The 25,309-nt window shown below is 58.2% G+C and carries 27 protein-coding genes and 1 pseudogene; 10 read left to right on the forward strand and 18 right to left on the reverse strand.

From position 1 onward, the window contains the following. Positions 1–2: 2 nt before the first annotated feature. On the reverse strand, positions 3–965 hold the full coding sequence (gene exbB / locus D8U73_RS04065) for a tonB-system energizer ExbB (protein WP_056854174.1): 963 nt from the start codon (positions 963–965) through the stop codon (positions 3–5). 570 nt (positions 966–1,535) lie between these two features. Between exbB and D8U73_RS04070 the strand changes: the two genes are divergently transcribed. Both D8U73_RS04070 and D8U73_RS04075 read left to right on the forward strand, forming a co-directional pair. Next, the gene (locus D8U73_RS04070; protein ID WP_130903855.1) at positions 1,536–2,231 is read left to right on the forward strand and encodes a CatB-related O-acetyltransferase; all 696 of its coding nucleotides are present in this window, start codon (positions 1,536–1,538) and stop codon (positions 2,229–2,231) included. A gap of 294 nt (positions 2,232–2,525) precedes the next feature. After that, positions 2,526–3,383, forward strand: coding sequence for an SDR family oxidoreductase (locus tag D8U73_RS04075; protein ID WP_130903796.1), 858 nt, complete (start codon positions 2,526–2,528; stop codon positions 3,381–3,383). A gap of 138 nt (positions 3,384–3,521) precedes the next feature. Here D8U73_RS04075 and D8U73_RS04085 read toward each other — a convergent pair whose 3' ends face one another. From D8U73_RS04085 to D8U73_RS04110, 6 genes are all read right to left on the reverse strand, one after another. After that, the gene (locus D8U73_RS04085) at positions 3,522–4,262 is read right to left on the reverse strand and encodes a hypothetical protein (RefSeq protein WP_130903797.1); all 741 of its coding nucleotides are present in this window, start codon (positions 4,260–4,262) and stop codon (positions 3,522–3,524) included. Between the two features lie 67 nt (positions 4,263–4,329). Continuing rightward, on the reverse strand, positions 4,330–4,710 hold the full coding sequence (locus tag D8U73_RS04090) for a RidA family protein (protein WP_003229509.1): 381 nt from the start codon (positions 4,708–4,710) through the stop codon (positions 4,330–4,332). A gap of 36 nt (positions 4,711–4,746) precedes the next feature. Beyond that, positions 4,747–6,852, reverse strand: coding sequence for a bifunctional GTP diphosphokinase/guanosine-3',5'-bis pyrophosphate 3'-pyrophosphohydrolase (gene spoT / locus D8U73_RS04095; RefSeq protein ID WP_056854171.1), 2,106 nt, complete (start codon positions 6,850–6,852; stop codon positions 4,747–4,749). 57 nt (positions 6,853–6,909) lie between these two features. Next, positions 6,910–7,173: a DNA-directed RNA polymerase subunit omega gene (gene rpoZ / locus D8U73_RS04100; protein WP_007921129.1), complete on the reverse strand. Its 264-nt coding sequence runs from the start codon at positions 7,171–7,173 to the stop codon at positions 6,910–6,912. 167 nt (positions 7,174–7,340) lie between these two features. Further along, positions 7,341–7,961, reverse strand: a complete 621-nt coding sequence (gene gmk, locus D8U73_RS04105) for a guanylate kinase (protein ID WP_056854170.1) — start codon at positions 7,959–7,961, stop codon at positions 7,341–7,343. A 12-nt stretch (positions 7,962–7,973) separates the two neighbouring features. Then, on the reverse strand, positions 7,974–8,837 hold the full coding sequence (locus tag D8U73_RS04110) for a YicC/YloC family endoribonuclease (RefSeq protein ID WP_056854169.1): 864 nt from the start codon (positions 8,835–8,837) through the stop codon (positions 7,974–7,976). A 267-nt stretch (positions 8,838–9,104) separates the two neighbouring features. On the opposite strand from D8U73_RS04110, the gene rph reads away from it, so the two are divergent. The 3 genes from rph to gltS all read left to right on the forward strand — a co-directional run bounded on the left by rph (position 9,105) and on the right by gltS (position 11,758). Then, entirely contained in the window at positions 9,105–9,827 is a 723-nt protein-coding gene (rph, locus tag D8U73_RS04115) for a ribonuclease PH (RefSeq protein ID WP_047535109.1), read from the forward strand. A gap of 28 nt (positions 9,828–9,855) precedes the next feature. Continuing rightward, complete coding sequence (locus D8U73_RS04120; protein ID WP_056854168.1) at positions 9,856–10,224, forward strand: DUF4870 domain-containing protein; 369 nt, start codon at positions 9,856–9,858, stop codon at positions 10,222–10,224. A gap of 325 nt (positions 10,225–10,549) precedes the next feature. Then, a complete protein-coding gene (gene gltS, locus D8U73_RS04125; RefSeq protein WP_130903798.1) occupies positions 10,550–11,758 on the forward strand; it encodes a sodium/glutamate symporter in 1,209 nt (402 codons plus the stop codon). 103 nt (positions 11,759–11,861) lie between these two features. Here gltS and D8U73_RS04130 read toward each other — a convergent pair whose 3' ends face one another. Further along, positions 11,862–12,641 (reverse strand): exodeoxyribonuclease III, encoded by a 780-nt coding sequence (locus D8U73_RS04130; protein ID WP_053163881.1) that lies wholly within the window; start codon positions 12,639–12,641, stop codon positions 11,862–11,864. 82 nt (positions 12,642–12,723) lie between these two features. On the opposite strand from D8U73_RS04130, the gene pyrE reads away from it, so the two are divergent. Beyond that, positions 12,724–13,368 carry an orotate phosphoribosyltransferase gene (pyrE, locus tag D8U73_RS04135; RefSeq protein ID WP_008047079.1) on the forward strand — a complete coding sequence of 215 codons (645 nt, stop codon included), beginning with the start codon at positions 12,724–12,726 and terminating at the stop codon, positions 13,366–13,368. A gap of 204 nt (positions 13,369–13,572) precedes the next feature. On the opposite strand, the gene D8U73_RS04145 is transcribed toward pyrE, so the two are convergent. The 7 genes and pseudogenes from D8U73_RS04145 to coaBC form a co-directional block, all read right to left on the reverse strand. Then, positions 13,573–13,956 carry a hypothetical protein gene (locus D8U73_RS04145; RefSeq protein ID WP_130903800.1) on the reverse strand — a complete coding sequence of 128 codons (384 nt, stop codon included), beginning with the start codon at positions 13,954–13,956 and terminating at the stop codon, positions 13,573–13,575. After that, complete coding sequence (locus tag D8U73_RS04150) at positions 13,943–14,515, reverse strand: hypothetical protein (protein WP_130903801.1); 573 nt, start codon at positions 14,513–14,515, stop codon at positions 13,943–13,945. Before D8U73_RS04150 ends, D8U73_RS04145 begins: the two co-directional genes overlap by 14 nt. Positions 14,516–14,532: 17 nt before the next feature. Next, on the reverse strand, positions 14,533–14,745 hold the full coding sequence (locus tag D8U73_RS04155; RefSeq protein ID WP_056854164.1) for a hypothetical protein: 213 nt from the start codon (positions 14,743–14,745) through the stop codon (positions 14,533–14,535). 202 nt (positions 14,746–14,947) lie between these two features. Next, entirely contained in the window at positions 14,948–15,853 is a 906-nt protein-coding gene (gene argB / locus D8U73_RS04160) for an acetylglutamate kinase (protein ID WP_008047078.1), read from the reverse strand. A gap of 17 nt (positions 15,854–15,870) precedes the next feature. Further along, positions 15,871–17,229 (reverse strand): annotated as a pseudogene (locus D8U73_RS04165) (phosphomannomutase/phosphoglucomutase); the annotation flags it as partial. A gap of 341 nt (positions 17,230–17,570) precedes the next feature. Continuing rightward, positions 17,571–18,026: a dUTP diphosphatase gene (gene dut, locus D8U73_RS04170; protein WP_056854162.1), complete on the reverse strand. Its 456-nt coding sequence runs from the start codon at positions 18,024–18,026 to the stop codon at positions 17,571–17,573. Between the two features lie 5 nt (positions 18,027–18,031). Beyond that, positions 18,032–19,240, reverse strand: a complete 1,209-nt coding sequence (coaBC, locus tag D8U73_RS04175) for a bifunctional phosphopantothenoylcysteine decarboxylase/phosphopantothenate--cysteine ligase CoaBC (protein WP_056854161.1) — start codon at positions 19,238–19,240, stop codon at positions 18,032–18,034. Between the two features lie 135 nt (positions 19,241–19,375). On the opposite strand from coaBC, the gene radC reads away from it, so the two are divergent. After that, positions 19,376–20,050, forward strand: coding sequence for a DNA repair protein RadC (gene radC / locus D8U73_RS04180; RefSeq protein WP_056854160.1), 675 nt, complete (start codon positions 19,376–19,378; stop codon positions 20,048–20,050). A gap of 170 nt (positions 20,051–20,220) precedes the next feature. Here radC and D8U73_RS04190 read toward each other — a convergent pair whose 3' ends face one another. Beyond that, complete coding sequence (locus tag D8U73_RS04190) at positions 20,221–21,807, reverse strand: ABC transporter substrate-binding protein (RefSeq protein ID WP_056854159.1); 1,587 nt, start codon at positions 21,805–21,807, stop codon at positions 20,221–20,223. Positions 21,808–22,253: 446 nt separating this feature from the next. Between D8U73_RS04190 and rpmB the strand changes: the two genes are divergently transcribed. Both rpmB and rpmG read left to right on the forward strand, forming a co-directional pair. Beyond that, positions 22,254–22,487 carry a 50S ribosomal protein L28 gene (gene rpmB / locus D8U73_RS04195; RefSeq protein ID WP_003176907.1) on the forward strand — a complete coding sequence of 78 codons (234 nt, stop codon included), beginning with the start codon at positions 22,254–22,256 and terminating at the stop codon, positions 22,485–22,487. Between the two features lie 11 nt (positions 22,488–22,498). Then, on the forward strand, positions 22,499–22,654 hold the full coding sequence (gene rpmG / locus D8U73_RS04200) for a 50S ribosomal protein L33 (RefSeq protein ID WP_007894709.1): 156 nt from the start codon (positions 22,499–22,501) through the stop codon (positions 22,652–22,654). 91 nt (positions 22,655–22,745) lie between these two features. On the opposite strand, the gene D8U73_RS04205 is transcribed toward rpmG, so the two are convergent. Both D8U73_RS04205 and D8U73_RS04210 read right to left on the reverse strand, forming a co-directional pair. Further along, on the reverse strand, positions 22,746–23,024 hold the full coding sequence (locus D8U73_RS04205; protein ID WP_130903804.1) for a hypothetical protein: 279 nt from the start codon (positions 23,022–23,024) through the stop codon (positions 22,746–22,748). A 182-nt stretch (positions 23,025–23,206) separates the two neighbouring features. Further along, a complete protein-coding gene (locus D8U73_RS04210) occupies positions 23,207–23,569 on the reverse strand; it encodes a cupin domain-containing protein (protein ID WP_056854157.1) in 363 nt (120 codons plus the stop codon). Between the two features lie 234 nt (positions 23,570–23,803). Here D8U73_RS04210 and D8U73_RS04215 point away from each other — a divergent pair, with 234 nt between their 5' ends. Then, complete coding sequence (locus D8U73_RS04215; protein WP_130903805.1) at positions 23,804–25,297, forward strand: aldehyde dehydrogenase; 1,494 nt, start codon at positions 23,804–23,806, stop codon at positions 25,295–25,297. Positions 25,298–25,309: the final 12 nt, after the last annotated feature.

Below are 25,309 nucleotides of genomic sequence, written 5' to 3' on the forward strand. Positions count from 1 at the left end.
GATTACCCCACTTTCACCATGTGCGGATGCGAACTGCGCTCAGGCTGGTGATCGAGGTCGCGGCTGACCAGCAGCAGGACTTCTGCCGAAGCGTCGGACACCTGCGCCTTGTAACCGGCGATGGAACGCGCAAACACGTTGTAGATCACCACCGCAGGAATTGCCGCAACCAGGCCGAGTGCGGTTGCCAGCAAGGCTTCGGCGATGCCGGGAGCCACGACGGCGAGGTTGGTGGTCTGGGTTTTAGCGATACCGATGAAGCTGTTCATGATGCCCCACACCGTACCGAACAGGCCGACAAACGGAGCGGTGGAACCGATGGTGGCGAGAACGCCGGTGCCGCTGCTCATGTTGCGGCCGCAAGCTGCTACCAGACGCTCAAGGCGGAAGCTGACGCGTTCCTTGATGCCTTCTTTCTCGCGGCTGCTGGCCGACAGATGCATTTCTTCCAGGGCATCATGGACCAACAGGTTGGCGAGGGTGCCCGGCTTGGTCGCAGAGGCGCTGGCTTCTTTGAGTGTGGTGGCTTTTTTCAGGTGGGCGATTTCGCTGCGCAGACGACGCTTGGCGCCCATCAGCTCAAAGCCTTTGGCAATCCAGATGGTCCAGGTAATGATCGACGCGATGGCCAGGCCAATCATCACAAGCTTCACGATGATGTCGGCGTTTTGGTACATGCCCCATGGCGACAGGTCATGCGCCATGCCCAGGCTGTTGTCGGCTTCGAGGACTTCAGGGACGTTTTCGCCGAGCGCTTGCGAAGCGGCTGCTGGCTGGGCCGGGTCGATCGCGACAGGCGCGGCGTTTTCGGCCGGGGTGGATGCGGCGGCGGCCGGGGTGGCAGGCGCTTGTGCGTCTGCGAAGGCGGCGGTCGGCGCCAGCATCAGGCTGAGCAGCACGGCGGCCACTGCGCTCCAGGCGCGAGGTCGTTTGGTTGGCGAAGCGGGGAGTTGATTGCGTGTCATGCTGGCCGGACCTGAGAGAGAAAAACGGGTCATGTTCTTCCAGGCCTCGAAGGGCCGAGAACAAAAGTGGCGTGCATTATTGCAAGTAATTCTTGTTAACAAAAGTAATAGAGTAACTTTATTTACGTCCCGCGATGACTGGTTGCCTGGTCTTTCTTGAGTGAGATCGCAACTACTTCTGTAATTTTCAGCGCATATTGGCGCTGGTTGTTGACGTAATGTGAACATTTCCGATTTCCATATCGTCCCGGTTGTGGCCGTCAAAAAATGAAAACCGAAGTTTTTGTCCGGGCCTGATTTGGGGACGAGGTTTCACCGCGCAAAAATTTGCACACAAAAACGCGCATATTCCGTCGGCGGACGGGGAAAGTCTTGGTTGTTATGGCGCGTTTGTTTTCCGCTCCCGATCTGGCAGGTGCCGTCTTCAGGCGAAAGAAACACCTGAGCCTGCCAGCAGCTTTATTCAAATGCAGGCCATTTCAGAAACTCCTGATATACCGCTCATCCGCTTCCTGATGAAATAGCTCTCCAGGATCTGCATTGCGCATCAAGCACCAGGAGGGAGTCAAAGTGAGTTATCTAAAGAATTTGTACTGGAAGCGCTGGATTAGGGGGCGTAATTGCAAGCTCGCCGGCGGATTGAACTCCCTGAGCAAAAAGACTGAATTGATCCTTGAGGACGGCGTTACCTTGGGCAGGATTGATATCGATTCACCACGTCTCGATATTGGCGCCCATACCTACATTCGCAGCGGTGGTCATCTATTGCTGGTGTCGTCGATCGGCCGTTTTTGTTCTATTGGTTCGGGGGTGATCATCGGTCAGGAAAAGTACACGCACCCTACTGGGTGGTTGAGCTCACATCCCTTTCAGTACACCGCATCGCCGCTCGCTTACCAAGCCAGGGCTGAAATGGCGGAGGTTGGCCATGACGTGTGGATTGGTCACAACGCCATGATTCTGGAAGGGGTGAAGGTTGGAACGGGCGCCGTGATTGCCACGCGCGCAGTCGTGGCTGAGGATGTGCCGCCCTATGCCATCGTCGCAGGCGTGCCTGCCAAGGTTATCCGGTTCAGGCACTCGCCAGCCTTGGTTGAACGTATGTTGGCGAGCCGGTGGTGGGATATTGACGTTGCAGCGTTGAAGCAACTATCACTCGACGAACCTTCGGCGTGCCTGGAGCAGTTAGAGCAAGTTACGGCTTCGAACGCGGCGCGATACCAAAAAATCAGAGTGACCAGGCGAGGCTGTCAGCTGACCGGCTAAAGCATTTAATTCATGCCCTCCCGTTTGATCCGGCGGATCGTCGACAATAAAAAAGGGCTACCCGACGATTTGGGTGGCGCTTTCTATACCCAGCGATCGAAGGTAGAGCGAAAGATGGAAAGCTTCTCGCAAATGTCTTCTGCGCTGAGCAGCCGTGTGCTTGCGTCCGCTATCCGGTTCACCAGGTTGCGTTCTTTGGAGTCATGTAAATGACCCATATCTTTTTTTCCTTCATTGCTAGCCGCTCGTCCATTGCCGAGGCTAGTCTGTGCGTTTCCAAGGGGAGTTTTTCTGATGTCCGCGCCTTCTGTTTTGATCGCCGGTTGCGGTGATGTCGGCAGCCGTCTCGCCACGCAACTGCTGGCTGGCGGGTGGGAGGTCCATGGGTTGCGGCGTGACGTTTCGCGCTTGCCCGAGGGTGTCATCGGCGTTGCCGGCGACCTGTTCAATAAGGACTGCCCGCAGACCTGGCCGGTCGGTGCGGTGGATTACGTGGTCTATTGCGCAGCCGCCACCGATCACGATGAGGCGGGCTACCGTGCCGCTTATATCCAGGGCTTGCAGCATGTATTGGAGTGGCTCGACGATTATGGGCAGGTGCCCAATCGCCTGTTGTTCGTGTCCAGCAGCAGTGTCTACGGCCAGCAGGCGGGCGAATGGGTCGACGAGACTTCGCCGGCCATCGCGGCTGGTTACTCTGGGCGAGTGATGCTCGAAGCCGAACAGATCGCGCTCAACAGCGGCATTCCAGCCAGCATCGTGCGTTTGACCGGCATTTACGGTCCGGGTCGTGAATGGCTGCTGACTCAGGTCCGCCGCGGGTACCGGGTGGCGGTCGATCCTCCGCTGTATGGCAACCGGATTCATGCCGATGACGCCGCTGGGTTGATGGCGTGCCTGCTTGAGGCGGATCGGCGCGCAGTGAAGCTGGATGACGTCTACATTGGCGTCGATGACGCACCGGCAGCGTTGGCGGATGTCGTGGGCTGGTTGCGCGAGTATCTGGGTGTGACCGAATGGGCCGATGATGCCAGCGTGCGGCGCACGGGCAGCAAGCGCTGCAGCAATGCGCGGGCGAAAGCGTTGGGCTGGACGCCGAAGTATCCGAGCTTTCGTGAAGGTTATGCAGCCATTCTTGAAGGCCGCAGCTGACTTCCAAGCGCCGTAAACACCTGTGGGAGCCGGCTTGCCCGCGATGGCGGTGTAACAGTCAACCAAGATGTTGAATGTTATGGCCTCATCGCGGGCAAGCCCGCTCCCACAGGGTTATCAATTGGCTTCAAATCCGGATTACTGCTTCTCGAGCAACCACTTGCGATCACCCGGTGTGAACTGGGGCATTTCATCCGCCTGCGCGGTGTTCACGGTCTGGAAGATTTCCAGTTCTTTGCCTTTGCGGGCAAAGATCCAGGCATTTCCCTGGCCGTTGAGTTGCAGCCACATGTTGTCGTTGCCGCCGCTCATCGATGCGCAATCACCCGCCAGACACAGGGCATAGCGGTCACTCCCTGGCAGGCCGGTCACTTGGCCGTCGGCCTGGAACTGTACGGTATTGCCTTCACCGGGGCCGCTGACGACTTTCCAGCTGCCGCCCATGTAGGCTGAATACAGCGCGCGTTCAAAGCTGGCGCCGATCGGAGCGCCATCCGGTACCGGAATCGACGCACGGTCGAAGACCTGGGCCGGTTCGTTTTCGCTGGCGGCCTGGCTCAATTGTTTGCCGTCGCGCTTGAGCTCGCTACCGGAGCTGCCATAAAAGTCGATTTTCCAGGCGCCGGACTCTTCGCCGAGCAGCTTGCCGTCGACATTTTCAAAACCATTGGTGTAGCGGGCCTGGCCGGCCTTGGTGTTGACGTCCCATTCCAGGTTCGGGCCATAGGCCTGGAGCGCTTCACGCAGGGGAACGCCTTTGGATGCAGCGTCAATCGCCACCTGGTTGATCCAGGTGCCGCTGATATCACGGTCGGCAGGGTCGCTGGCACATCCGCCCAGGAACAGGGCGAGCAGCGAAAGAGCAAGCGCTTTGCGCATGGGTGGAATCCTTTCAAGCTTCTTTACAGCAGAGCCGTTGGCGCAGCCATAGGCTGCGCCGCACGCATTACTCGATGACCAGGATGGCATCCATTTCAACCTGCGAACCCTTGGGCAGGGCTGCTACGCCGATAGCGGCGCGAGCTGGGTACGGTTGGTCGAAGTATTTGCCCATGATCTCGTTGACCTTGGCGAAGTGGCTCAGGTCGGTGAGGAAGATGTTCAGCTTGACGATGTCCTTGAACGAACCGCCGGCGGCTTCAGCCACGGCTTTGAGATTCTCGAACACCTGGACGGTCTGGGCTTCGAAGCCTTCAACCAGTTCCATGGTCTTTGGGTCCAGTGGAATCTGACCGGACATGTAAACGGTGTTGCCTGCCTTGATCGCCTGGGAGTAAGTACCGATGGCGGCCGGGGCCTTGTCGCTGGTGATAACGGTCTTGGTCATTGATGACTCCTTGTAAGAGGTGGCAACGTTTGTGCGCTATGCACGCATGCGGGTGATGCGAATCACCCCGGTGAGGGCACGCAGTTTCTTGATCACGCGGGCCAGGTGTACACGGTCGTGCACGCTGACCACCAACTGGACCACGCTGATACGACCATCGCGTTCGTCCATGCTGATTTTCTCGATGTTGCCGTCGGCCGCGTTGACGCTGCTGGCCAGCAGCGCGATCAGGCCACGCTGGTGTTCCAGCTCCACGCGCAGCTCGACGTTGAATTCGCCGGTGACGTCTTTGGCCCATGACAGCTGGATGCATTTTTCCGGGTTATGACGGATTTCGCTGATGTTGCGGCAGTTGTCCAGGTGCACGACCATGCCTTTGCCTGCGGACAGGTGGCCGACAATCGGGTCGCCCGGGATTGGCGTACAGCATTTGGCATAGCTGAGTACCAACCCTTCGGTGCCACGAATTGCCAGCGGACCTTCCGGGCTTGGCAACTGTTCGCCTTCGCCGAGCAGTCGACGAGCCACCACATAAGCCATGCGATTGCCCAGGCCAATGTCTTCCAGCAAGTCTTCGATCAGTTCCTGGCGGTATTCAACCAGCATCGCCTTGACCCGCTCGGCCGGGATTTTCTCCAGCGAGCTGTCGAAACCGTTGAGGACCTTGTTCAGCAGGCGTTCGCCCAGGCTGATGGATTCGGAGCGACGTTGCAGCTTGAGCGCATGGCGGATGTGTGTCCGCGCCTTGCCGGTGACCACGAAATTGAGCCACGCCGGATTCGGCCGCGCGCCGGGCGCGCTGACGATCTCGACCGTGGAGCCGCTTTGCAGCGGTTCGGACAGCGGCGCGAGACGGCGGTTGATCCGGCAGGCAATGCAACTGTTGCCGACATCGGTGTGCACCGCGTAAGCGAAATCGACCGCCGTGGAGCCTTTGGGCAGCTCCATGATCCGGCCTTTGGGCGTGAACACGTAGACCTCGTCCGGGAACAGGTCGATCTTCACGCTTTCGATGAATTCCAGCGAATTGCCCGCACGCTGCTGCATTTCCAGCACGCCTTTGACCCACTGGCGAGCGCGGGCGTGCGTGCCTTTTGGCTGCTCGTCGCCGCTGGATTTATACAGCCAATGGGCGGCGATGCCGTTGTTGGCCATTTCTTCCATTTCGCGGGTGCGGATCTGGATCTCGATCGGTACGCCGTGCATGCCGAACAGTGTGGTGTGCAGCGATTGGTAGCCGTTGGCCTTGGGAATCGCGATGTAGTCCTTGAAGCGACCCGGCAGCGGTTTGTACAAATTATGTACAGCACCCAGCACGCGGTAGCAGGTATCGACCTTGTCGACGATGATCCGGAACGCATAGACGTCCATGATCTCGTTGAAGGCCCGACGCTTGCCGCGCATTTTCTTGTAGATGCCGTAGAGGTGTTTCTGGCGACCGCTGACCTCGCCCTGAATGCCGTCGACGGCCAGGCAATGGCTGAGGGACTCTTCGATCTTGTTGACGATTTCCTTGCGGTTGCCCCGGGCGCGTTTGACGGCCTGGTAGATCCGCGCGGAACGCATCGGGTGCATGGCCTTGAAGCCGAGGTCTTCGAATTCTATGCGGATGGCGTGCATGCCCAGCCGGTTGGCGATGGGCGCATAGATCTCCAGGGTTTCCTTGGCGATGCGCCGGCGTTTTTCGCCGGACAGCACTTCCAGCGTGCGCATGTTGTGCAGGCGGTCGGCCAGCTTGACCAGGATCACGCGAATGTCACGCGCCATGGCCATGGCCATTTTCTGGAAGTTTTCGGCCTGGGCTTCGGCTTTGGTCTCGAAGTTCATCTGGGTCAGTTTGCTGACCCCATCAACCAGTTCGGCCACGGTTTCGCCGAACTGCGCTTGCAGCGCTTCCTTGGCGATACCGGTGTCTTCGATCACGTCATGCAGCATGGCCGCCATCAGGCTCTGATGGTCCATGTGCATGTCGGCAAGAATATTGGCCACGGCAAGAGGATGCGTGACATACGCCTCGCCGCTACGGCGGCGTTGGCCGTCGTGGGCTTGTTCGGCGTAGAAATACGCTCGGCGGACCAGGTTGACCTGGTCTTTGCCGAGGTAGGTCGATAAGCGATCGGCGAGGGCGTCTATGCTCGGCATGATGTCTCCTGCCGTAAGCTGTGATCCCGCGCCGTGCTACGTCGACCAGGCATAGGCTTAGACGGCCTCGTTGGACTCGTCCTCGAATGCAGCAAAAAGCGGTTCATCTTCAACGATTTCGGCTTCAGCGATAGCTGCGTAGTCGATCAGGCCTTCAGCGATTTCACGCAGGGCGACGACGGTAGGCTTGTCGTTTTCCCAGGCTACTTTCGGCTCTTTGCCGCCGGTGGCCAGTTGACGGGCACGCTTGGTAGAGAGCATGACCAGCTCAAAGCGGTTATCCACGTGTTCTAGGCAGTCTTCAACGGTTACGCGGGCCATGGTCTTCCTCGTAGCAAATGCAATATGCGCGCTGCCCGGATGGGCGAGCGGACTCAACAGTTTAAAAAATCACCAGCGATTAGGGAAGCGCTGATTTTTTGATCAAGCCCTTCAACGCGCTGCAAGTGCCAATGTAAAGCCCTTGCAGCGGTTTTGGGAAGTGCTCTTTAACCGAGCAATTCAGCCAGCAATTTGCCGTGGCGCTGTTGCTGACGCTTCTGAATCAGCTGATTGGCGCGAAAAATCGCCTTCAGATCGTGCAGTGCGTGGGCGAAATCGTCGTTGATGATCAGGTAGTCATAGTCGACATAGTGGCTCATCTCGCTGACGGCTTCGCGCATCCGGCCATCGATGATTTCGTCGCTGTCCTGGCCACGATTGGTCAGGCGCTGATGCAGGGCTTCAAGTGACGGCGGCAAGATGAAAATCGAACGGGCCTGAGGCATCAGCTTGCGCACTTGCTCGGCGCCTTGCCAGTCGATTTCCAGAATCAGGTCGTGCCCTTCGTCCAGGGTCTGCTGCAAGTGGCTCTGCGAGGTCCCGTAGAGATTGCCGAATACTTCGGCGCGCTCGAGGAAATCCCCGTGTTCGATCATCTTCACGAACTCGCTGCGCTCGACGAAGTGATAGTTCACGCCGTTCACTTCACCGGGGCGCATGGCGCGGGTGGTGTGCGAGACCGAAACGCGAATTTCCGGATCGGCGTCGGTCAGGGCCTTGACCAGGCTGCTTTTGCCCGCGCCCGATGGGGCGGAAATGATGTAGAGGGTGCCGGTGCTGTGGGTCATGTCGGGGTTGCCTTACTCAATATTCTGCACTTGTTCACGCATCTGCTCGATCAACACTTTCAGGTTGACCGCCGCTTGGGTGCTGCGCGGGTCGAAGGCTTTGGAGCCCAGGGTGTTGGCTTCGCGGTTGAGCTCCTGCATCAGGAAGTCCAGGCGCCGACCGGCGGCGCCGCCAGACTTGAGTACACGACGAACTTCGATGATGTGAGTGCTCAGGCGATCCAGTTCTTCGGCGACGTCGCTTTTCTGCGCGAGCATGACCATTTCCTGCTCCAGACGCTGTGGGTCCATCTCGGCCTTCATGTCGGCGAAACGATCAAGCACTTTCTGGCGCTGGGTGGCGAGCATTTGCGGAACCAGTTCACGCAGGGTCACCACGTCTTCTTCAATGGACGTCAGGCGCTCATTGATCAGCCGTGCCAGCTCCGCGCCCTCTCGCTCGCGTCCGGCCTTGAGCTCTTTCAGGCCCTGGTTGAACAGCGCCAGTGCCTGGGCATTCAAGGCTTGCGGGTCGGTGGCGTCACCTACAAGTACGCCGGGCCAGGCCAGGACTTCCAGCGGGTTCAGTGCTGCCGGGTTCTTGATCAGGCTGGCAACGGTCTCGGCGGCGGCGACCAGTTGTGCGGCGCGTGCCTGGTCGACTTGCAGCGGTTTGCCGGTGTTTTCTTCGGTGAAGCGCAGGGTGCATTCGAGCTTGCCCCGGGATACACCTTGGCGCAGGGCTTCACGGACGGCACCTTCGAGGTCGCGAAAGGACTCCGGCAGGCGCAGGTGGGGTTCCAGGTAGCGGCTGTTGACCGAGCGCAGTTCCCAGCTCAGGGTGCCTTGGACGCCGGCGCTTTCGACGCGGGCGAAGGCGGTCATGCTGTGCACCATGGAGGTACCTCGCAGTGCAGATCGGCGCGGAACTGATGTTCAGGCAATCCGATATCAATGAATTAAAGCCGACTGGCAGCAAAGGCGCAGGATTGTAGCGCAGTGGCGCCAATGCGCCCAAACACACGGAGTGACAATCGGCTGCAGGTCGTCGGGCACGGGCTGTTCAGAGCCTTCGCTCGTCCGAGTAATTTTTTAGAAGTGCCCAGGCGTGGCTGGCGGCTCTATAATGCTTCGCAGTTTTCCGTCCCCGTACAGGTATCCCTTATGAAACGTCCAAGTGGTCGCGCTGCCGATCAGCTCCGCTCGATCCGCATTACCCGCAACTACACCAAACATGCCGAGGGATCTGTACTGGTCGAGTTCGGTGATACCAAGGTCATCTGCACCGTCAGCGTCGAAAACGGCGTGCCTCGCTTCCTCAAGGGCCAGGGCCAGGGTTGGCTGACCGCCGAGTACGGCATGCTGCCACGCGCCACCGGCGAGCGTAACCAGCGTGAGGCGAGCCGCGGCAAGCAAGGCGGCCGTACCCTGGAAATCCAGCGCTTGATCGGGCGTTCCCTGCGTGCTGCGCTGGACATGTCCAAGCTGGGCGACGTCACCCTTTACGTTGACTGCGATGTGATCCAGGCCGATGGCGGTACCCGCACCGCGTCCATCACCGGCGCCATGGTCGCCCTGGTCGATGCCTTGAAAGTGATCAAGAAGCGCGGCGGCCTCAAAGGCGGCGACCCGCTCAAGCAAATGATCGGTGCGGTGTCGGTCGGCATGTACCAGGGCGAGCCAGTGCTCGACCTTGATTACCTGGAAGATTCGGCGGCAGAGACCGACCTGAACGTGGTGATGACCAGCACTGGCGGGTTCATCGAAGTTCAGGGCACTGCCGAAGGCGCACCGTTCCAGCCGGAAGAATTGAATGCCATGCTGGAACTGGCGAAGAAAGGCATGAACGAGATTTTCGATCTGCAAAAGGCTGCGCTGGCAGACTGACCGGACCGAAGTACACAAGGAGGACGCCATGAGTGAAGAACAACAGCTGCTTCCCACCCCGAGCAAAGAAGTTCGGCAGTGGGCAATGTTTTGTCACTTGTCTGCCTTGTTGGGGATCTGGATTCCGTTCGGTACCCTGATCGGCCCGTTGATTCTCTGGCAGATGAAGCGTGAGATGGACCCGTTCGTCGATGCGCAAGGCAAGGAGGCGCTGAACTTTCAGATCACCGTCGCCATTGCTTCTGCCATTTGTTTCCTGCTGATGGTGGTGATTGTCGGGTTCTTCCTGTTCGGTCTGGTGGCGATAGGTGCGTTGGTACTGACGATTATCGCCGGGGTCAAGGCTAACGAAGGGTTTCCGTATCGGTATCCGTTTACGTGGCGGTTGATCAAGTAAGCCTGTAGATGCTGTTAGCGAAATGCCCCGACTTGTCGGGGCATTTGCGTTTTTATTATCAAGTTACTTGTTCTTGTAATCTGCGCTTACTTCTTTACATGTTTGGTCACAACTGCAAGACATCAGCTCTTCCCGCATCCTTGGCAGTAAGACTTTACGATTGTTAAAGTTGTCGCACGAAATACCTCTGAGAAATATTTCGATATATTCAGGCCATTGACGGATCCTGAAAGTAAAAGCAATCAGTGTTGAAAACAATCAACCTGTTCAATAGGCGTGTCCAGGTAAACAGTTCGCCTCTGAATGAAAACCCAAGATTATCCCAATGGTTCAACTCGATTTTTATGGAACACTTGTCGCCGCTTCCTTGGTTCTTTTGCTGGGGCGCGGGCTCGTCACACGTGTCGGCTTTTTGCGCGCTTACAATATTCCTGAGCCTGTAGCAGGCGGCTTATTGGTAGCCTTGGTTCTTTTGGTATTACGATCGCTCGATATGGAAGTCCGATTTGATACCTCGCTACAAACGCCATTGATGTTGGCGTTTTTCGCCACGATCGGGTTGAGTGCAGACTTCGCCAGCCTGAAAAAAGGCGGACGCATAGTGGGAATGTTTGTATTGGCGGTCACCGGCTTGCTGGTGGTGCAGAACGCCATGGGCATTGGATTGGCAACGGCTTTGGGGCTCGATCCCCTGATGGGGCTGCTGACAGGCTCGGTGACGCTGGCGGGTGGTCACGGTACCGGGGCTGCATGGGGGGCGACGTTCAGTGAGAAGTACGGTCTGGCTTCCGCCTCTGAACTTGCGATGGCCTCCGCGACGTTTGGCTTGGTGCTGGGCGGTTTGATTGGTGGGCCGGTCGCTCGCCTGCTCATCAAACGGACTCAGGTGCCCGGCTGCCGCGAGCAAGACAAGCCGCGGATGCCAAAAGGCTTCGAGCAACCGAACAAAGAACGCTCAATCACCCCGTTTTCCTTCATTGAAACACTCGCACTGATCGCGGTCAGCTTACTCGCGGGCAATCTCCTCAATGGCATGCTCCGCGAAACCGCATTTGAGTTGCCGACGTTCGTCTGCGTATTGTTTGTGGGTGTACTTTTACGAAACGGGCTTTCAGCGTTGGGCTTGTACCAGGTGTTCGAGCGCGAAGTCTCTGTGTTGGGGAATGTCAGTTTGTCGCTGTTCCTGGCGATCGCGCTGATGTCACTCAAGTTGTGGGATCTGGCGGCACTGGCCTTGCCGTTCTTTATAATTCTGGCTGCGCAAACGATGGTCATGGCGCTCTTTGCGATATTCGTAACATTCAGAATCATGGGCAGTAATTACGACGCGGCCGTGCTGGCGGCAGGGCATTGCGGCTTTGGATTGGGTGCAACACCAACTGCCATCGCCAACATGCAGGCCGTGACACAGCGCTATGGACCTTCGCAAATAGCGTTTCTGGTTGTGCCGATGGTGGGGGCTTTCTTTATCGACATTATCAATGTCATCGTGATCAAGTTGTATCTGGCGCTGCCGTTTTTCGGCGCTGCTTGAAGTACCGGTCACTGAGCACCGCCATAAAAAATGCCCGTATCCTGCGATACGGGCATTTTTTTATCTTCGAACAACGTCGAACTTCATTGTCAGCGACAAGTGTTTAGATCGTCAGCGTCCAATCGTAGTCCACGATCAGCGGCGCATGCTGCGAGAACCGTGGCTGGCGCGGCAAGCGTGCGCTGCGTACGAAGCGGCGCAGACCCGGGGTCAGCAGCTGGTAATCGAAGCGCCAGCCGAGGTTGAGCATTTCGGCCTGTTCGTTGTCTGGCCACCAGCTGTACTGGTCACCTTCACGGCTGACTTCGCGCAGGGCATCGACATACCCCATGTTGCCGACAATCTCGTCCATCCAGGCCCGTTCAGGCGCCAGGAAGCCCGGAGATTGCTGGCTGTCGCGCCAGTTCTTGATGTCCAGCTTCTGTTGCGCCACATACAGCGAGCCACAATAAATGTACTCGCGGCGTTTGCGCCGTTGCTTGTCCAGGTACTTGGCGAAGTCATCCATAAGCTTGAACTTTTGGTTCAAGTCTTCATCGCCGTTCATGCCCGATGGCAGCAACAAGGTTGCAATACTGACTTTGTCGAAATCGGCTTGCAGGTAGCGCCCGTAGCGGTCGGCCGTCTCGAAACCGAGACCGCTGATGACAGCCTTCGGTTGCAACCGCGAGTACAAAGCCACGCCACCTTGGGCGGGGACTTCGGCGTCGCAGGCATAAAGGAAGTATCCATCCAGTTGGAAGGCTGGATCGTCCAGTTCAAAGGCGGAGGCACGGGTGTCCTGCAGGCAGATGACGTCGGCATTCTGTGCTTGCAGCCAACTGAGCAAACCTCGCTCGACTGCAGCCTGAATACCATTGACGTTCACACTGATGATCCGCATAAATGGCCCCAAAAATCGCGTGCGTGTATGATACACGGCGTCAAGCTAATTAGCTAAATCCGTGGTATTTGGGGTTTTTTTCATGCAAGCGTATCAGCGCGATTTCATTCGTTTTGCCATCGATCGCGGCGTTTTGCGCTTCGGTGAGTTCACCCTGAAGTCCGGGCGTACCAGTCCTTACTTCTTCAATGCGGGCCTGTTCAATTCAGGTTCGGCCCTAGCGCAGCTGGGTCGTTTCTACGCCGCTGCCATCGCCGAAAGCGGTATTGCGTTCGATGTTCTGTTCGGTCCTGCCTACAAAGGCATCCCTTTGGCGGCGACCACTGCCGTGGCATTGGCCGAGCATCACAACCGTGACCTGCCATGGTGTTTCAACCGCAAGGAAGCCAAGGCCCACGGCGAGGGCGGCAGCCTGGTCGGCGCGCCTTTGACCGGCGATGTGCTGATCATCGACGACGTGATCACCGCCGGCACCGCTATCCGCGAAGTGATGCAGATCATCGCTTCCCAGGACGGCGCCAAGGCAGCTGGCGTGCTGATTGCCCTGAACCGTCAAGAACGTGGCAATGGTGAGTTGTCGGCGATCCAGGAAGTCGAGCGTGATTTCGGTATCCCGGTGATCAGCATTGTTTCGTTGAACCAGGTGCTGGAGTTCCTGGCCGATGATCCGCAGCTCAAGCAGCATTTGCCGGCGGTTGAAGCCTACCGCGCGCAGTTCGGCGTCTGACCACAATCCCCCCTGTGGGAGCGAGCCTGTGTGGCGAGGGAGCTTGCTCCCGCTGGGCTGCGTAGCAGACCCAAAAAGTTTGTGAGTGCTGCGCACTCAAGCGGGAGCAAGCTCCCTCGCCACAAAAGGTGGATTGTCGCAGGGATTGCAGGCAGAAAAAGACCCCGCTCAGCCAGGCTGAGTGGGGTCTTTTGTTTTGAGTCGTCAGCGCAGTTTTCGCCATTTTCCGACCAGTTTTAATGCCAACCCCAGGTTGAACAGCGCAAACACCAGCAGTGCCACGACGACTAACACGTAAAGCGTTCGGTCCACGTTGAAATCCCATAGATCCAGCGTGCTGCTTCTCATGATCCTCACGGCGGCTGGCAAGTTGACGTAAAACAGCGCCATGAAGGCGCACGTCAGCGGTACGGCGCGGCTAAACAAAACCCCCAGCACTTTCCCCCGGCTGCGTTTTCTGGCCAACGGGCCTGACTCTTTGTCATCCAGTTCCAGCGCCTCATGCAACCGTGGCCAAGCCAGGTTGAACATGAATGTGGTCAGGGTCAGCAGCAAGCCGCTGACCGCGACAATGTCACTGAACGGCATTGAGCCTCAGGGTTTGGCACAACAAAGCGTGGGAGTCTTCGCTGATTTCGAACTGCCCGGCACTGCCCTTGCGTTTGGTAATGGGTTTGAAGGTCGGCTCGTTTTGTGTGATCAGCATGTTCAGCTCATCGCGAATCACGTCTGAACTGATCACCACCAGATAAACCGTCTGCGCATGCTCGGCCGTTTCGATCACTGATCGCATGCTGTGCTGGAGGATCTCGTCCAGTTGATTGCGAAACCGTGAAACCGTGTTTTTCAACAGGGTTTTACTCTGGCTCTGCGTCAGTTGGAAAATCGTCGATATCTGCGATTCAGTGGGCAACGTTTGCCCGAAGTAACTTTGAATCAGGTAGAGCAATCGATCCTGCTTGGCCTCATCGGCCCTGCTGGGCATGCCGCCTTCGACCAGCATCTTCAGGTATTCGGTCAGGCTCGCCTTGGCTATTCGCTCCAGGGCATGGGCGATTTCGCTGTCGGAAATCCTCAAGGTCTTTTTCACCGGCTCCTTCTGCTCGAGGTTGAAAGCCTGGGCATCGATCGTGAACGAGATCTGCATGGTTCAGACCTCCGTGATTACTTGGCAGGCTCGTTTGGGTACGGATCTGCCACGGCATCACCTTGGCCAGTCAGGATGTTCCAGCCATTGAGTACGTGGGTCCCTGGTTGGAAGTCCGGGCACGGTGGAAGAGAAGTCTTTGATTGATTGCTGTATTCGCGCCCGCAATCTGCGCATGCGTAGGTGCCTGCTGAAACGTCGCTGCCGTAGGGAACGTAGTCTTTTTGCATGGGGAAGATCTCCTGTGGATTCAGGGAAGATCGTATGCAGATTGTTTCTTTTGGGATGTCGGACGTTTCGCTTATTTGCGTCGGGCAATTCCTGTAGGCATAAAAAAGATCGCAGACTTGTTCAACTCCTACGGAAGTTTCGTACATCCGAAACCATCCAGTTGGAGCTGCCGCAGGCTGCGATCTTTTTCGTCTTTATTGATCAGGGACGCTTGCGATTGCTGATCAAGGTGCCCACGCCGGTATCGGTGAAGATTTCCAGCAGAATCGCGTTCGGTACGCGCCCATCGATGATCAGCGAGCTGCCCACGCCGCCCTGGACGGCTTCCAGTGCGCAACGGATCTTCGGCAGCATGCCGCCGTAGATGGTGCCATCGGCGATCAGATCGTCGACCTGTTGGGTGGTCAGGCCGGTCAGGACCGTCCCCGACTTGTCCATCAGGCCGGCGATGTTGGTCAGCAGCATCAACTTCTCGGCTTTCAGCGCTTCGGCGACTTTACCGGCCACCAGGTCTGCGTTGATGTTGTACGACTCACCGTTGGCGCCGACGCCGATTGGCGCGATCACCGGGATGAAATCGCCCTTGACCAGCAGGTTGAGCAGGTCGGTATTGATGCCGACGACTTCGCCCACATGGCCGATGTCGATGATTTCCGGCGTGGTCATTTCCGGGGTCTGGCGGGTGACGGTGAGCTTCTTCGCACGAATCAGCTCGGCGTCTTTACCGGTCAGGCCGATGGCGCTGCCGCCATGTCGGTTGATCAGATTGACGATGTCCTTGTTGACCTGGCCGCCCAGGACCATTTCCACCACGTCCATGGTCGCGGCGTCGGTGACGCGCATGCCGTCGACGAAATGGCTTTCGATCGACAGGCGCTTGAGCAGGTCACCGATTTGCGGGCCACCGCCGTGAACGACCACCGGGTTGATCCCCACGGCTTTCATCAGCACGATGTCGCGGGCGAAGCCGGTTTTCAGCTCCTCGCTTTCCATCGCGTTGCCGCCGTATTTGATCACCAGCGTCTTGCCGACATAGCGGCGAATGTAAGGCAGCGCTTCGGACAGGACCTTGGCGGTGTTGGCGGCGGCTTCGCGTTCGAGGGTCATTCAGGGCTCCGGGTGAATCAGAACGGTAGTTGGAGATCAGGTGCAACGCGCTTCAACTGGACTTTGAAAACGTCCTTGATGCGCGAAAGTTCTGCCTCGTCATCGGCCTCGAAACGCAGTACCAGCACCGGTGTGGTGTTGGAGGCGCGAACCAGGCCCCAGCCTTTGGCATAGTCGACTCGCACGCCGTCGATGGTGGTCAGGTCAGCGCCTTCGCCCCATTGCGCGTCGTGCAATGCATCAATGATGCTGAATTTGCTCTCTTCGGTCACATGGATATTGATTTCAGGCGTAGAAATATCGTTCGGGAACGTCGCGAACAGCTCTTCGGCCGAGGATTTTTCCTTGCTGAGAATTTCCAGCAAGCGCGCAGCGCTGTAAATGCCGTCGTCGAAACCGAACCAGCGCTCCTTGAAGAAGATGTGCCCGCTCATTTCGCCGGCCAACAGGGCACCGGATTGTTTCATTTTCTTTTTGATCAACGAGTGACCAGTCTTCCACATTAGCGAACGACCGCCATATTCCTTGATCAGCGGGATCAGGCGGCGGGTGCATTTGACGTCGAAGATGATTTCAGCGCCCGGGTTGCGCGCTACGACGTCGCGGGCGAACAGCATCAGCAGGCGGTCCGGGTAGACGATGCTGCCGGTGTTGGTTACCACGCCGACACGGTCGCCATCGCCATCGAAGGCCAGGCCGATGTCAGCATTGGTTTGCTTGACCTTGGCGATCAGGTCTTCAAGGTTTTCAGGCTTGCCCGGATCCGGGTGGTGGTTCGGGAAGTTGCCGTCGACTTCGCAGAACAGCGGGATGACTTCGCAGTTCAGCGCTTCGATCAGTTGCGGGGCAATCACGCCTGCCGCGCCGTTGCCGCAATCGACCACCACTTTCAGGCGTCGAGCCAGTTTGATGTCCTGGACAATTTCGGTGCTGTAGCGATCGAGAATTTCGACTTTGCTGATGCTGCCTTGCCCGCTGCTCAGGTTATTGGTCTTGAGGCGCTCATGCAGGGCCTGGATCTGTTCGTTGGCCAGGGTGTCGCCGGCAATGACGATTTTGAAACCGTTGTAGTTCGACGGGTTGTGGCTGCCGGTCAGCATCACGCCGGATTTGCCGGCCAGCACGTTGGCGGCGTAGTACAACGCAGGGGTTGGCACCAGGCCGACATCGCTGACGTGGCAGCCGCTGTCGGCGATGCCTTGAATCAATCTTTCCACCAGTTCCGGGCCTGACAGGCGACCATCACGGCCAACGGATACATTGGGCTCGCCCTGCGCAAGGCTTTGGGAGCCGACAGCGCGGCCAATCCAGTAGGCGGTCTCGGCGTTCAGGAACTCCGGGACAGTGCCACGGATGTCATAGGCGCGGAAGATGCTGTCAGGGAACTTGGGTGCAATATTGGCCGGGGTGTTCATCTGTGGAAATGCTCCATCTCGAAAGTGACTGGACAGGCCGCCGAATCACAGGGCGGCCGGCTCAAACTGAAGGGTATGACGGCGATTTCCACAGAGAGTTCGTGGTGTGAAAGGGCCATGACGCCTCGACGGGCGTGGCTTTCGGCCGGCAAAACCTTGATTTACGGTGTTAAAACCGCCGCAGTATGTCGAGATTTTTGTGGCGAGGGAGCTCGCTCCCGCTTGGGTGCGCAGCGCCCATGAAATCTTTTGGGCCGCTACCCAGCGGGAGCAAGCTCCCTCGCCACAATGTCTGTATCCGGTTACTTGGTGCCGCTATGGCCGAAACCACCCGTGCCGCGCTCGGTTTCAACAAATTCTTCAACCATCTCGAAGTGAGCCTGCACAACGGGTACCAGCACCAATTGCGCCAGGCGCTCGCCAACCGGCATGGTGAATTCGGTCTGGCCGCGGTTCCAGCAGGAAACCATCAGCGGTCCCTGGTAATCGGAGTCGATCAGGCCGACCAGATTGCCCAGCACGATGCCGTGCTTATGGCCCATGCCCGAACGCGGCAGGATCAGCGCCGCCAGGTTCGGGTCACCGATATAGACCGACAGACCGGTAGGGATCAGCACGGTTTCACCCGGTTTGATGACGGTGTCCTGCTCCAGCATGGCGCGCAGGTCGAGGCCGGCGGAGCCTGGCGTGGCGTACTGTGGCAACGGGAATTCGGTGCCGATGCGGGGGTCGAGGATCTTGGCTTGCAAAGCGTGCATGTAAATTAAACCTGGTTCAGACGTTCGGCGATAAAAGTGATCAGCTGGCGAGCAATCTTGCTCTTGCTGGTCTGGGCGAAAAGTGTGGCGTGAAGCTCACGGTCGATCACGCTGCAGGCGTTTTCTTCGCTGTTGAAGCCAATGCTCGGGTTGGCGACGTCGTTGGCGACGATCAGATCGAGGTTCTTGTCTTTCAGCTTGCGGGCAGCGTAATCGAGCAGGTGTTCGGTTTCAGCGGCGAAACCGACACTGAACGGACGGTCGGGGCGGGTGGCGATGCTGGCCAGGATGTCCGGGTTGCGCACCATTTGCAGGACAAAACCGTCGCCGCTCGTAGGGTCTTTCTTGAGTTTTTGTGGGGCGACGACTTCCGGGCGGTAATCCGCGACCGCAGCCGAGGCGATGAAAACGTCACAAGGAATCGCGGCTTCGCACGCAGCGAGCATGTCGCGGGCGCTCACTACATCGATGCGGCTGACGCGATCCGGTGTCGGCAGGTGCACCGGGCCACTGATCAGCGTGACTCGGGCACCGGCCTCTACCGCGGCTTCGGCGAGGGCGAAGCCCATTTTGCCGGAGCTGTGGTTAGTGATGTAGCGCACCGGGTCAATGTTTTCCTGGGTCGGCCCCGCGGTAATTACCACGTGCTTGCCGGTCAGCGCCTGACGCTGGAAGCAGTCGGCGGCGAGCAGCGCGAGGTCGGTGGCTTCGAGCATGCGCCCAAGGCCCACGTCGCCGCAGGCCTGGCTACCGGAGGCCGGGCCGAACACCTTGATGTCACGGCTTTCGAGGGTCTGCAGGTTGGCCTGGGTGGCAGGGTCGCGCCACATGGCCTGGTTCATCGCCGGCGCAACGGCGACAACGGCGTCGGTGGCCAGCACCAGCGTGGTCAGCAGGTCATCGGCGATGCCTTGGGCCAGACGGGCGAGCAAATCCGCTGTGGCAGGCGCGATCAGTACCAGGTCGGCCCATTTGGCCAGTTCGATGTGGCCCATGGCCGCTTCGGCTGCCGGGTCCAGCAGGTCGAGGTGCACAGGATGCCCGGACAGGGCCTGCATGGTCAGCGGGGTAATGAACTCGGCGCCGCCACGGGTCATGACCACGCGGACTTCGGCACCCTGGTCCATCAACCGGCGAACCAGGTCGGCGCTCTTGTAGGCAGCGATGCCGCCGCCGACGCCCAGAACAATGCGTTTCCGATACAGCCGCTGCATAGGCCTGCCTTTCAATTCGTTGATGACTGCGTGGCGATACCCCCTCCCCAGGAGTGAAATCGCTCGCAAAAAAGATGGGCTACGATATCACAGCGTCCGCTACGGAACAGCGGCGCCCACAGACAGGGAGGTGTTATGAGTATTCGTGATTGGCCGGCGGCGGAACGGCCACGGGAGAGGTTGCTTGAACAAGGTTCAGGAAGCCTGTCGGACGCCGAATTGCTGGCAATTTTCTTACGGACGGGCGTAGTGGGTAAAAGCGCCGTGGACCTGGCGCGGCATTTGTTGAACGAGTTTGGCAGCCTGCGTTCGTTGCTGGAGGCCGATCAGGAAACGTTCAGCAAGCAGTTGGGGCTCGGGCCGGCGAAGTTTGCACAGTTGCAGGCTGCTCAAGAAATGAGCAGGCGTCATTTGGCCGAGCGTGCGCGCCAAAAGTCGGCACTGGAAAATCCGCATGCGGTTCGTGAGTACCTGAAATCGATGTTGCGTCATGAGCCACATGAGGTGTTTGGTTGTCTGTTTCTCGATTCCAGGCATCAGGTTTTGACGTTCGAGACGCTGTTTCGCGGTTCCATCGACAACACCAGTGTTCATCCGCGAGAGGTGGTCAAGCGCGCTTTGGCCAATAACGCCGCGGCGTTGATCCTCTGCCACAACCACCCGTCGGGCAACTCCGACCCCAGCCAAGCCGACCGGGTGCTGACAAAGCGCCTGCAAACGGCGCTTGAGCTGATCGATGTGCGGGTGCTCGACCATTTCATCATTGGCGACGGAGATCCGCTGTCCATGGCCGAGTATGGGTGGATGTAGCGGGGCGCTGAGAGCGAGCTTTTTTGTGGCGAGGGAGCTTGCTCCCGCCTGGATGCGCAGCGTTCACAAGATCTTTGGGGCCGCTACGCAGCCCAGCGGGAGCAAGCTCCCTCGCCACAAAGCTCCCTCCCACAAAAACTCCCTCGCCACAAAAGCCACTGCCACGGTTTTTACTTGAGGTTGACCTTCGAGTAGTCCTGACGGCCGAACGGGCTGACCGAGTAACCCTCGACATCCTTGCGCGTCAATGCAAAAGCAGTCGGGTGAGCGAGCGGCAGCCACAGCGCCTGTTGCTGAATCTGCGTCTGCGCCTGTTCGTAAAGCTTGCTGCGCACGCCTTGCTCGCCGGTGGTCTTGCCGGCGCTGATCAGCTTGTCCAGATCGGCATTGCAGTAGCGAGCGAAGTTGGTGCCGGACTTGACCGCGGCGCAGGAAAACTGCGGCGTGAGGAAGTTGTCCGGGTCGCCGTTGTCACCGGCCCAGCCCATGAACAGGATGTCGTGCTCACCGGCCTTGGCGCGGCGGATCAGTTCGCCCCATTCGATCACCCGGATTTCCGCCTGGATGCCGATTTCCGCAAGATCGGATTGCAGCAATTGGGCGCCGAGACTCGGATTAGGGTTTAACAGGCTGCCAGAGGGGCGTGTCCAGATCGTCGTCTGAAAACCGTCCTTGAGCCCGGCCTTGACCATCAATGCCTTGGCTTTCTCGACATCGTGGGGGTAACCCGGCAAGCCCCTGGCGTAGCTCCAGGTGTTGGGCGGGTACGGCCCGCTGGCGGGTTCGGCGGTGTCTTCGAACACGGCCTTCACGTAGTTGGCCTTGTCGAAGGCAAGGTTGATCGCCTGACGAACTTCTGGCTTGTCCAGCGGCGGATGCTGACTGTTCAGCGCGACGAACGCGGTCATGAAGGCGTCAGTCTTTTCGACTTTCAAGGTCGGTTCTTTCAGCGCGGCTTGTACGTCCAGTGGTTTGGGCGACAGGGCAATCTGGCACTCGTTGCGGCGCAGTTTCTGCAATCGCACGTTGGCGTCAGGGGTGATGGCGAATATCAACGGGTCGACCGCAGGCTTGCCAGCGAAATAGTCAGGGTTGGCCTTGTAGCGGATCGAGGCGTCTTTCTGGAAGCGGCTGAAAACGAACGGACCGGTACCGATTGGCTGATTGTTGAGCTTTTCCGGGGTCCCGGCCTTGAGCAGTTTGTCGGCATATTCGGCCGAGTAGATCGAGGCAAAACCCATGCTCAGCGTCGGCAGGAACGTCGAGTCCGGGTGATCGAGGGTGAAGCGCACGGTCAGCGGGTCGAGGGCGTCGATTTTCTTGATCAGCGCTGGTAGTTGCATTGATTGCGCATGCGGAAAGCCGCTCTGGGCGACTTTGTGCCACGGGTTGGCCGGGTCGAGCATACGGTCGAAGCTGAATTTCACGTCTTCGGCGGTCAGTTCGCGGCTCGGACTGAAATACTCGGTGCGGTGAAATTTCACCTTCGGGCGCAACTTGAAGATGTAGACCAGGCCATCGGGGCTGACCTCCCAGCTATCGGCGAGGCTGGCGACCACTTTGCCGCTGGCGGTGTCGAAATCCACCAGGCGGTTCATCAGCACGTCAGCCGAAGCATTGGTGGTGGTCAACGAGTTGTACTGCACAACGTCGAACCCTTCGGGGCTGGCCTCGGTGCAGACGCTCAAGGCGGCAGCCTGGGCCAGCGGGCTCAGCATCAGAGGGGCAAGCAACAGCGGTAGGGCAGCGAGGCGCATGGTCGGATTCCTTTACAGATCGAAGGCCCATCTGCAAGTGCAGTCTGGAAAAGGCTTACCCTAGTGGGCTCTTTTGCAAATGACTATCCCCTTTTTCATTTTGAGGGGACTATAGGCCACTTGTTTGGGTGAGCCTTGATTGAGAAAACCTCGGATTTGACCTGGAAAGCATTTCTCTGCGACGAGCGGTCGAAATCGACGACAGCCTTTATCCAAAGCGCCTGGCGCCGCAAAATCGGGTTTTTTATCTACTCAAGGCACACCGAATGTTGTTGCTCTTGAGTCTTTCTGGTATAAAGCAGCGCTCTTTTCTAGGGGCCCGGTTCCTTCACTGTAGGTGTAGCCGGTAAGACCTCTAAAGAAACGCGGCGCCTGGCGCCAAATGACTGAGAGATTAAGCGGCCAACCCATGCCGGGTTGGGCATGTGGTTTTAGAGGGCTGAGGCATGTCGAGAGTATGTCAAGTTACCGGTAAGGGTCCGGTGACTGGGAATAACATTTCCCACGCAAACAACAAAACCCGTCGTCGTTTCCTGCCGAACCTGCAGCATCACCGCTTCTGGGTTGAAGAAGAGAAACGTTTCGTGCGTCTGCGCGTATCTGCCAAAGGCATGCGTATCATCGACAAGCGCGGCATCACTGTCGTGCTGGCCGAAATCCGCGCCGCTGGCAAGATCTAAGGGAGCTAATCATGCGTGAATTGATTCGTTTGATTTCGAGCGCCGGTACTGGTCACTTCTACACTACCGACAAGAACAAGCGCACTACTCCGGACAAAATCGAGATCAAGAAATTTGATCCGGTTGTTCGCAAGCACGTGATCTACAAGGAAGGCAAAATCAAGTAATTGATTTTTCTTCCTTACGAAAAAGGCCCGTATCGCGAGATACGGGCCTTTTTTGTTTCGATTGTCTCGTCCTGAATCAGGGTTCGACGAATCAGCCGCAGGTGATTCTGGCAATGGTGCCAACGTGATTCATTGAAATGATCAGGCGATTTCTATCGGGATCTTCGAATCCCGCAGAAGAATTGAAAGTAATGCTGGTTGCTCGCGACGTTTTGAAGGCTTCTTCGTATACGGCGCTCGTCAGCATTTCCCCAACCAGGTGTTGCACCCTTCGGGCATCGCACATTTGCCTCTCGCCATCGGCATGCGCCAGTGTAAAGGCTGAGAGGGTGAGGCTCGCCAGCAGCCCGCAGATAAAATATTTGTTCACGTTTTCGCTTCCTTGAGAATGATGAACTCGAGGCTCCATGGAGGAGCGTCGACAGTATCTTTGCGGGGTGGCGACGGCGTGCGGTAGATAATTAGGTCATTGGCTCGATCGTGACAAATCGGCTTGACCGGAAAATGACCCCCATCAAGCGACAGGGGACATTTGGCGTTCTGAAGTGGGTGCTACGCTTTCTGTTCAAACGCTACATAAATCTTGCGACAGGCTTCCAGTACTTCCCAGGTGCCCCGGAACCCGGCCGGGATCACGAAGCGATCGCCTGCCCGCACCGTTTTGCTGTTGCCATCGTTATCGCGCAGAACCGAAACCCCTTGAACGATCTCGCAGTACTCATGCTCGGTGAAATTCACGTGCCATTGTCCGATAGCGCCTTCCCACACACCCGCATTCAATTGGCCGCACGGGCTGTTGTAGTGGTTGTACACCGCTTGTTCGGGGTCGCCCTTGAGGACTTTGGCCGGGTCTGGGCGGTAGCGTTCGGGCTGGGTGGTTGCCTGGCTGAAGTCGACGATGTCCTGGATGCTCATTTTTGTAATCCCCCGTGATTGCGGCGCGAGTGGTTGGTAAAGCCAAAGTCTATGTTTATTAAATTGAACATCGCAAGGCCGTTTGCCGACGTTATGTCAAATATATTGAAACTTCCCCTGCCGCTGGTTTAGGGTGGTGGTTGCCTTGGGCCGTAAGCAGGCTGGCCGGGCAGAATTCCTGACAGCGCCCGCGAAGAACGCGGGTGTCGTATTCAATAAGAGGAGGACACTCGCATGACCACCCTGACCCGTGCCGACTGGGAACAACGTGCCAAAGACCTGAAGATCGAAGGCCGCGCCTATATCAATGGCGAGTACACCGACGCCGTTAGCGCCGAGACCTTCGAGTGCATCAGTCCGGTCGACGGCCGTCTGCTGGGCAAGATTGCCAGCTGTGACGCCGCTGACGCCCAGCGCGCTGTGGAAAATGCTCGCGCCACCTTCAATTCCGGCGTCTGGTCGCGCCTGGCACCGACCAAGCGCAAAGCCACCATGATCCGTTTCGCCGGCCTGCTAAAGCAGCATGCCGAAGAGCTGGCCCTGCTTGAAACCCTGGACATGGGCAAGCCGATCAGCGATTCGCTGTACATCGACGTTCCCGGCGCGGCACAAGCGCTGAGCTGGAGCGGTGAAGCCATCGACAAGATTTATGACGAAGTCGCCGCGACTCCGCACGATCAGCTGGGTCTGGTGACCCGTGAGCCAGTCGGTGTGGTCGGTGCCATCGTGCCGTGGAACTTCCCGTTGATGATGGCGTGCTGGAAACTCGGCCCGGCGTTGTCCACCGGTAACTCGGTGATCCTCAAGCCATCGGAAAAATCGCCACTGACGGCCATCCGCATCGCCGCGCTGGCCGTTGAAGCCGGTATCCCGAAAGGTGTGCTGAACGTGCTGCCAGGCTATGGTCATACCGTCGGCAAGGCCTTGGCCCTGCATAACGACGTGGACACTCTGGTGTTCACCGGGTCGACCAAGATCGCCAAGCAACTGCTGATCTACTCCGGCGAATCGAACATGAAGCGCGTCTGGCTCGAAGCCGGCGGCAAGAGCCCGAACATCGTGTTTGCCGACGCACCGAACCTGCAAGAAGCCGCTGAAGCCGCTGCAGGCGCTATCGCCTTCAACCAGGGCGAAGTCTGCACTGCCGGCTCGCGCCTGCTGGTGGAGCGTTCGATCAAGGACAAATTCCTGCCGCTGGTGATCGAGGCGCTGAAAACCTGGAAGCCGGGCAACCCGCTGGACCCGGCGACCAACGTCGGTGCGCTGGTGGATACCCAGCAGATGAACACCGTGCTGTCTTACATCGAATCGGGTCACACCGATGGCGCCAAGCTGGTGGCCGGCGGCAAGCGCATCCTGCAGGAAACCGGTGGCACGTATGTTGAGCCGACGATTTTCGACGGTGTCAGCAACGCGATGAAAATCGCCCAGGAAGAAATTTTCGGGCCAGTGTTGTCGGTCATCACGTTCGACAGCGCCGAAGAAGCCGTCGCGATCGCCAACGACACGCCTTACGGCCTGGCCGCCGCGGTGTGGACTGCCGATATCTCCAAGGCTCACCTGACCGCCCGCGCCCTGCGTGCCGGTAGCGTTTGGGTGAACCAATATGACGGTGGCGACATGACGGCGCCGTTCGGTGGCTTCAAGCAGTCCGGTAACGGTCGCGACAAGTCGCTGCACGCGTTCGACAAATACACCGAGCTGAAGGCGACCTGGATCAAGTTGTAAGTCGTTAAAGGA

The sequence above is a fragment of the Pseudomonas sp. Sample_22 genome (assembly GCF_004307635.1).
GTDB lineage: Bacteria > Pseudomonadota > Gammaproteobacteria > Pseudomonadales > Pseudomonadaceae > Aquipseudomonas.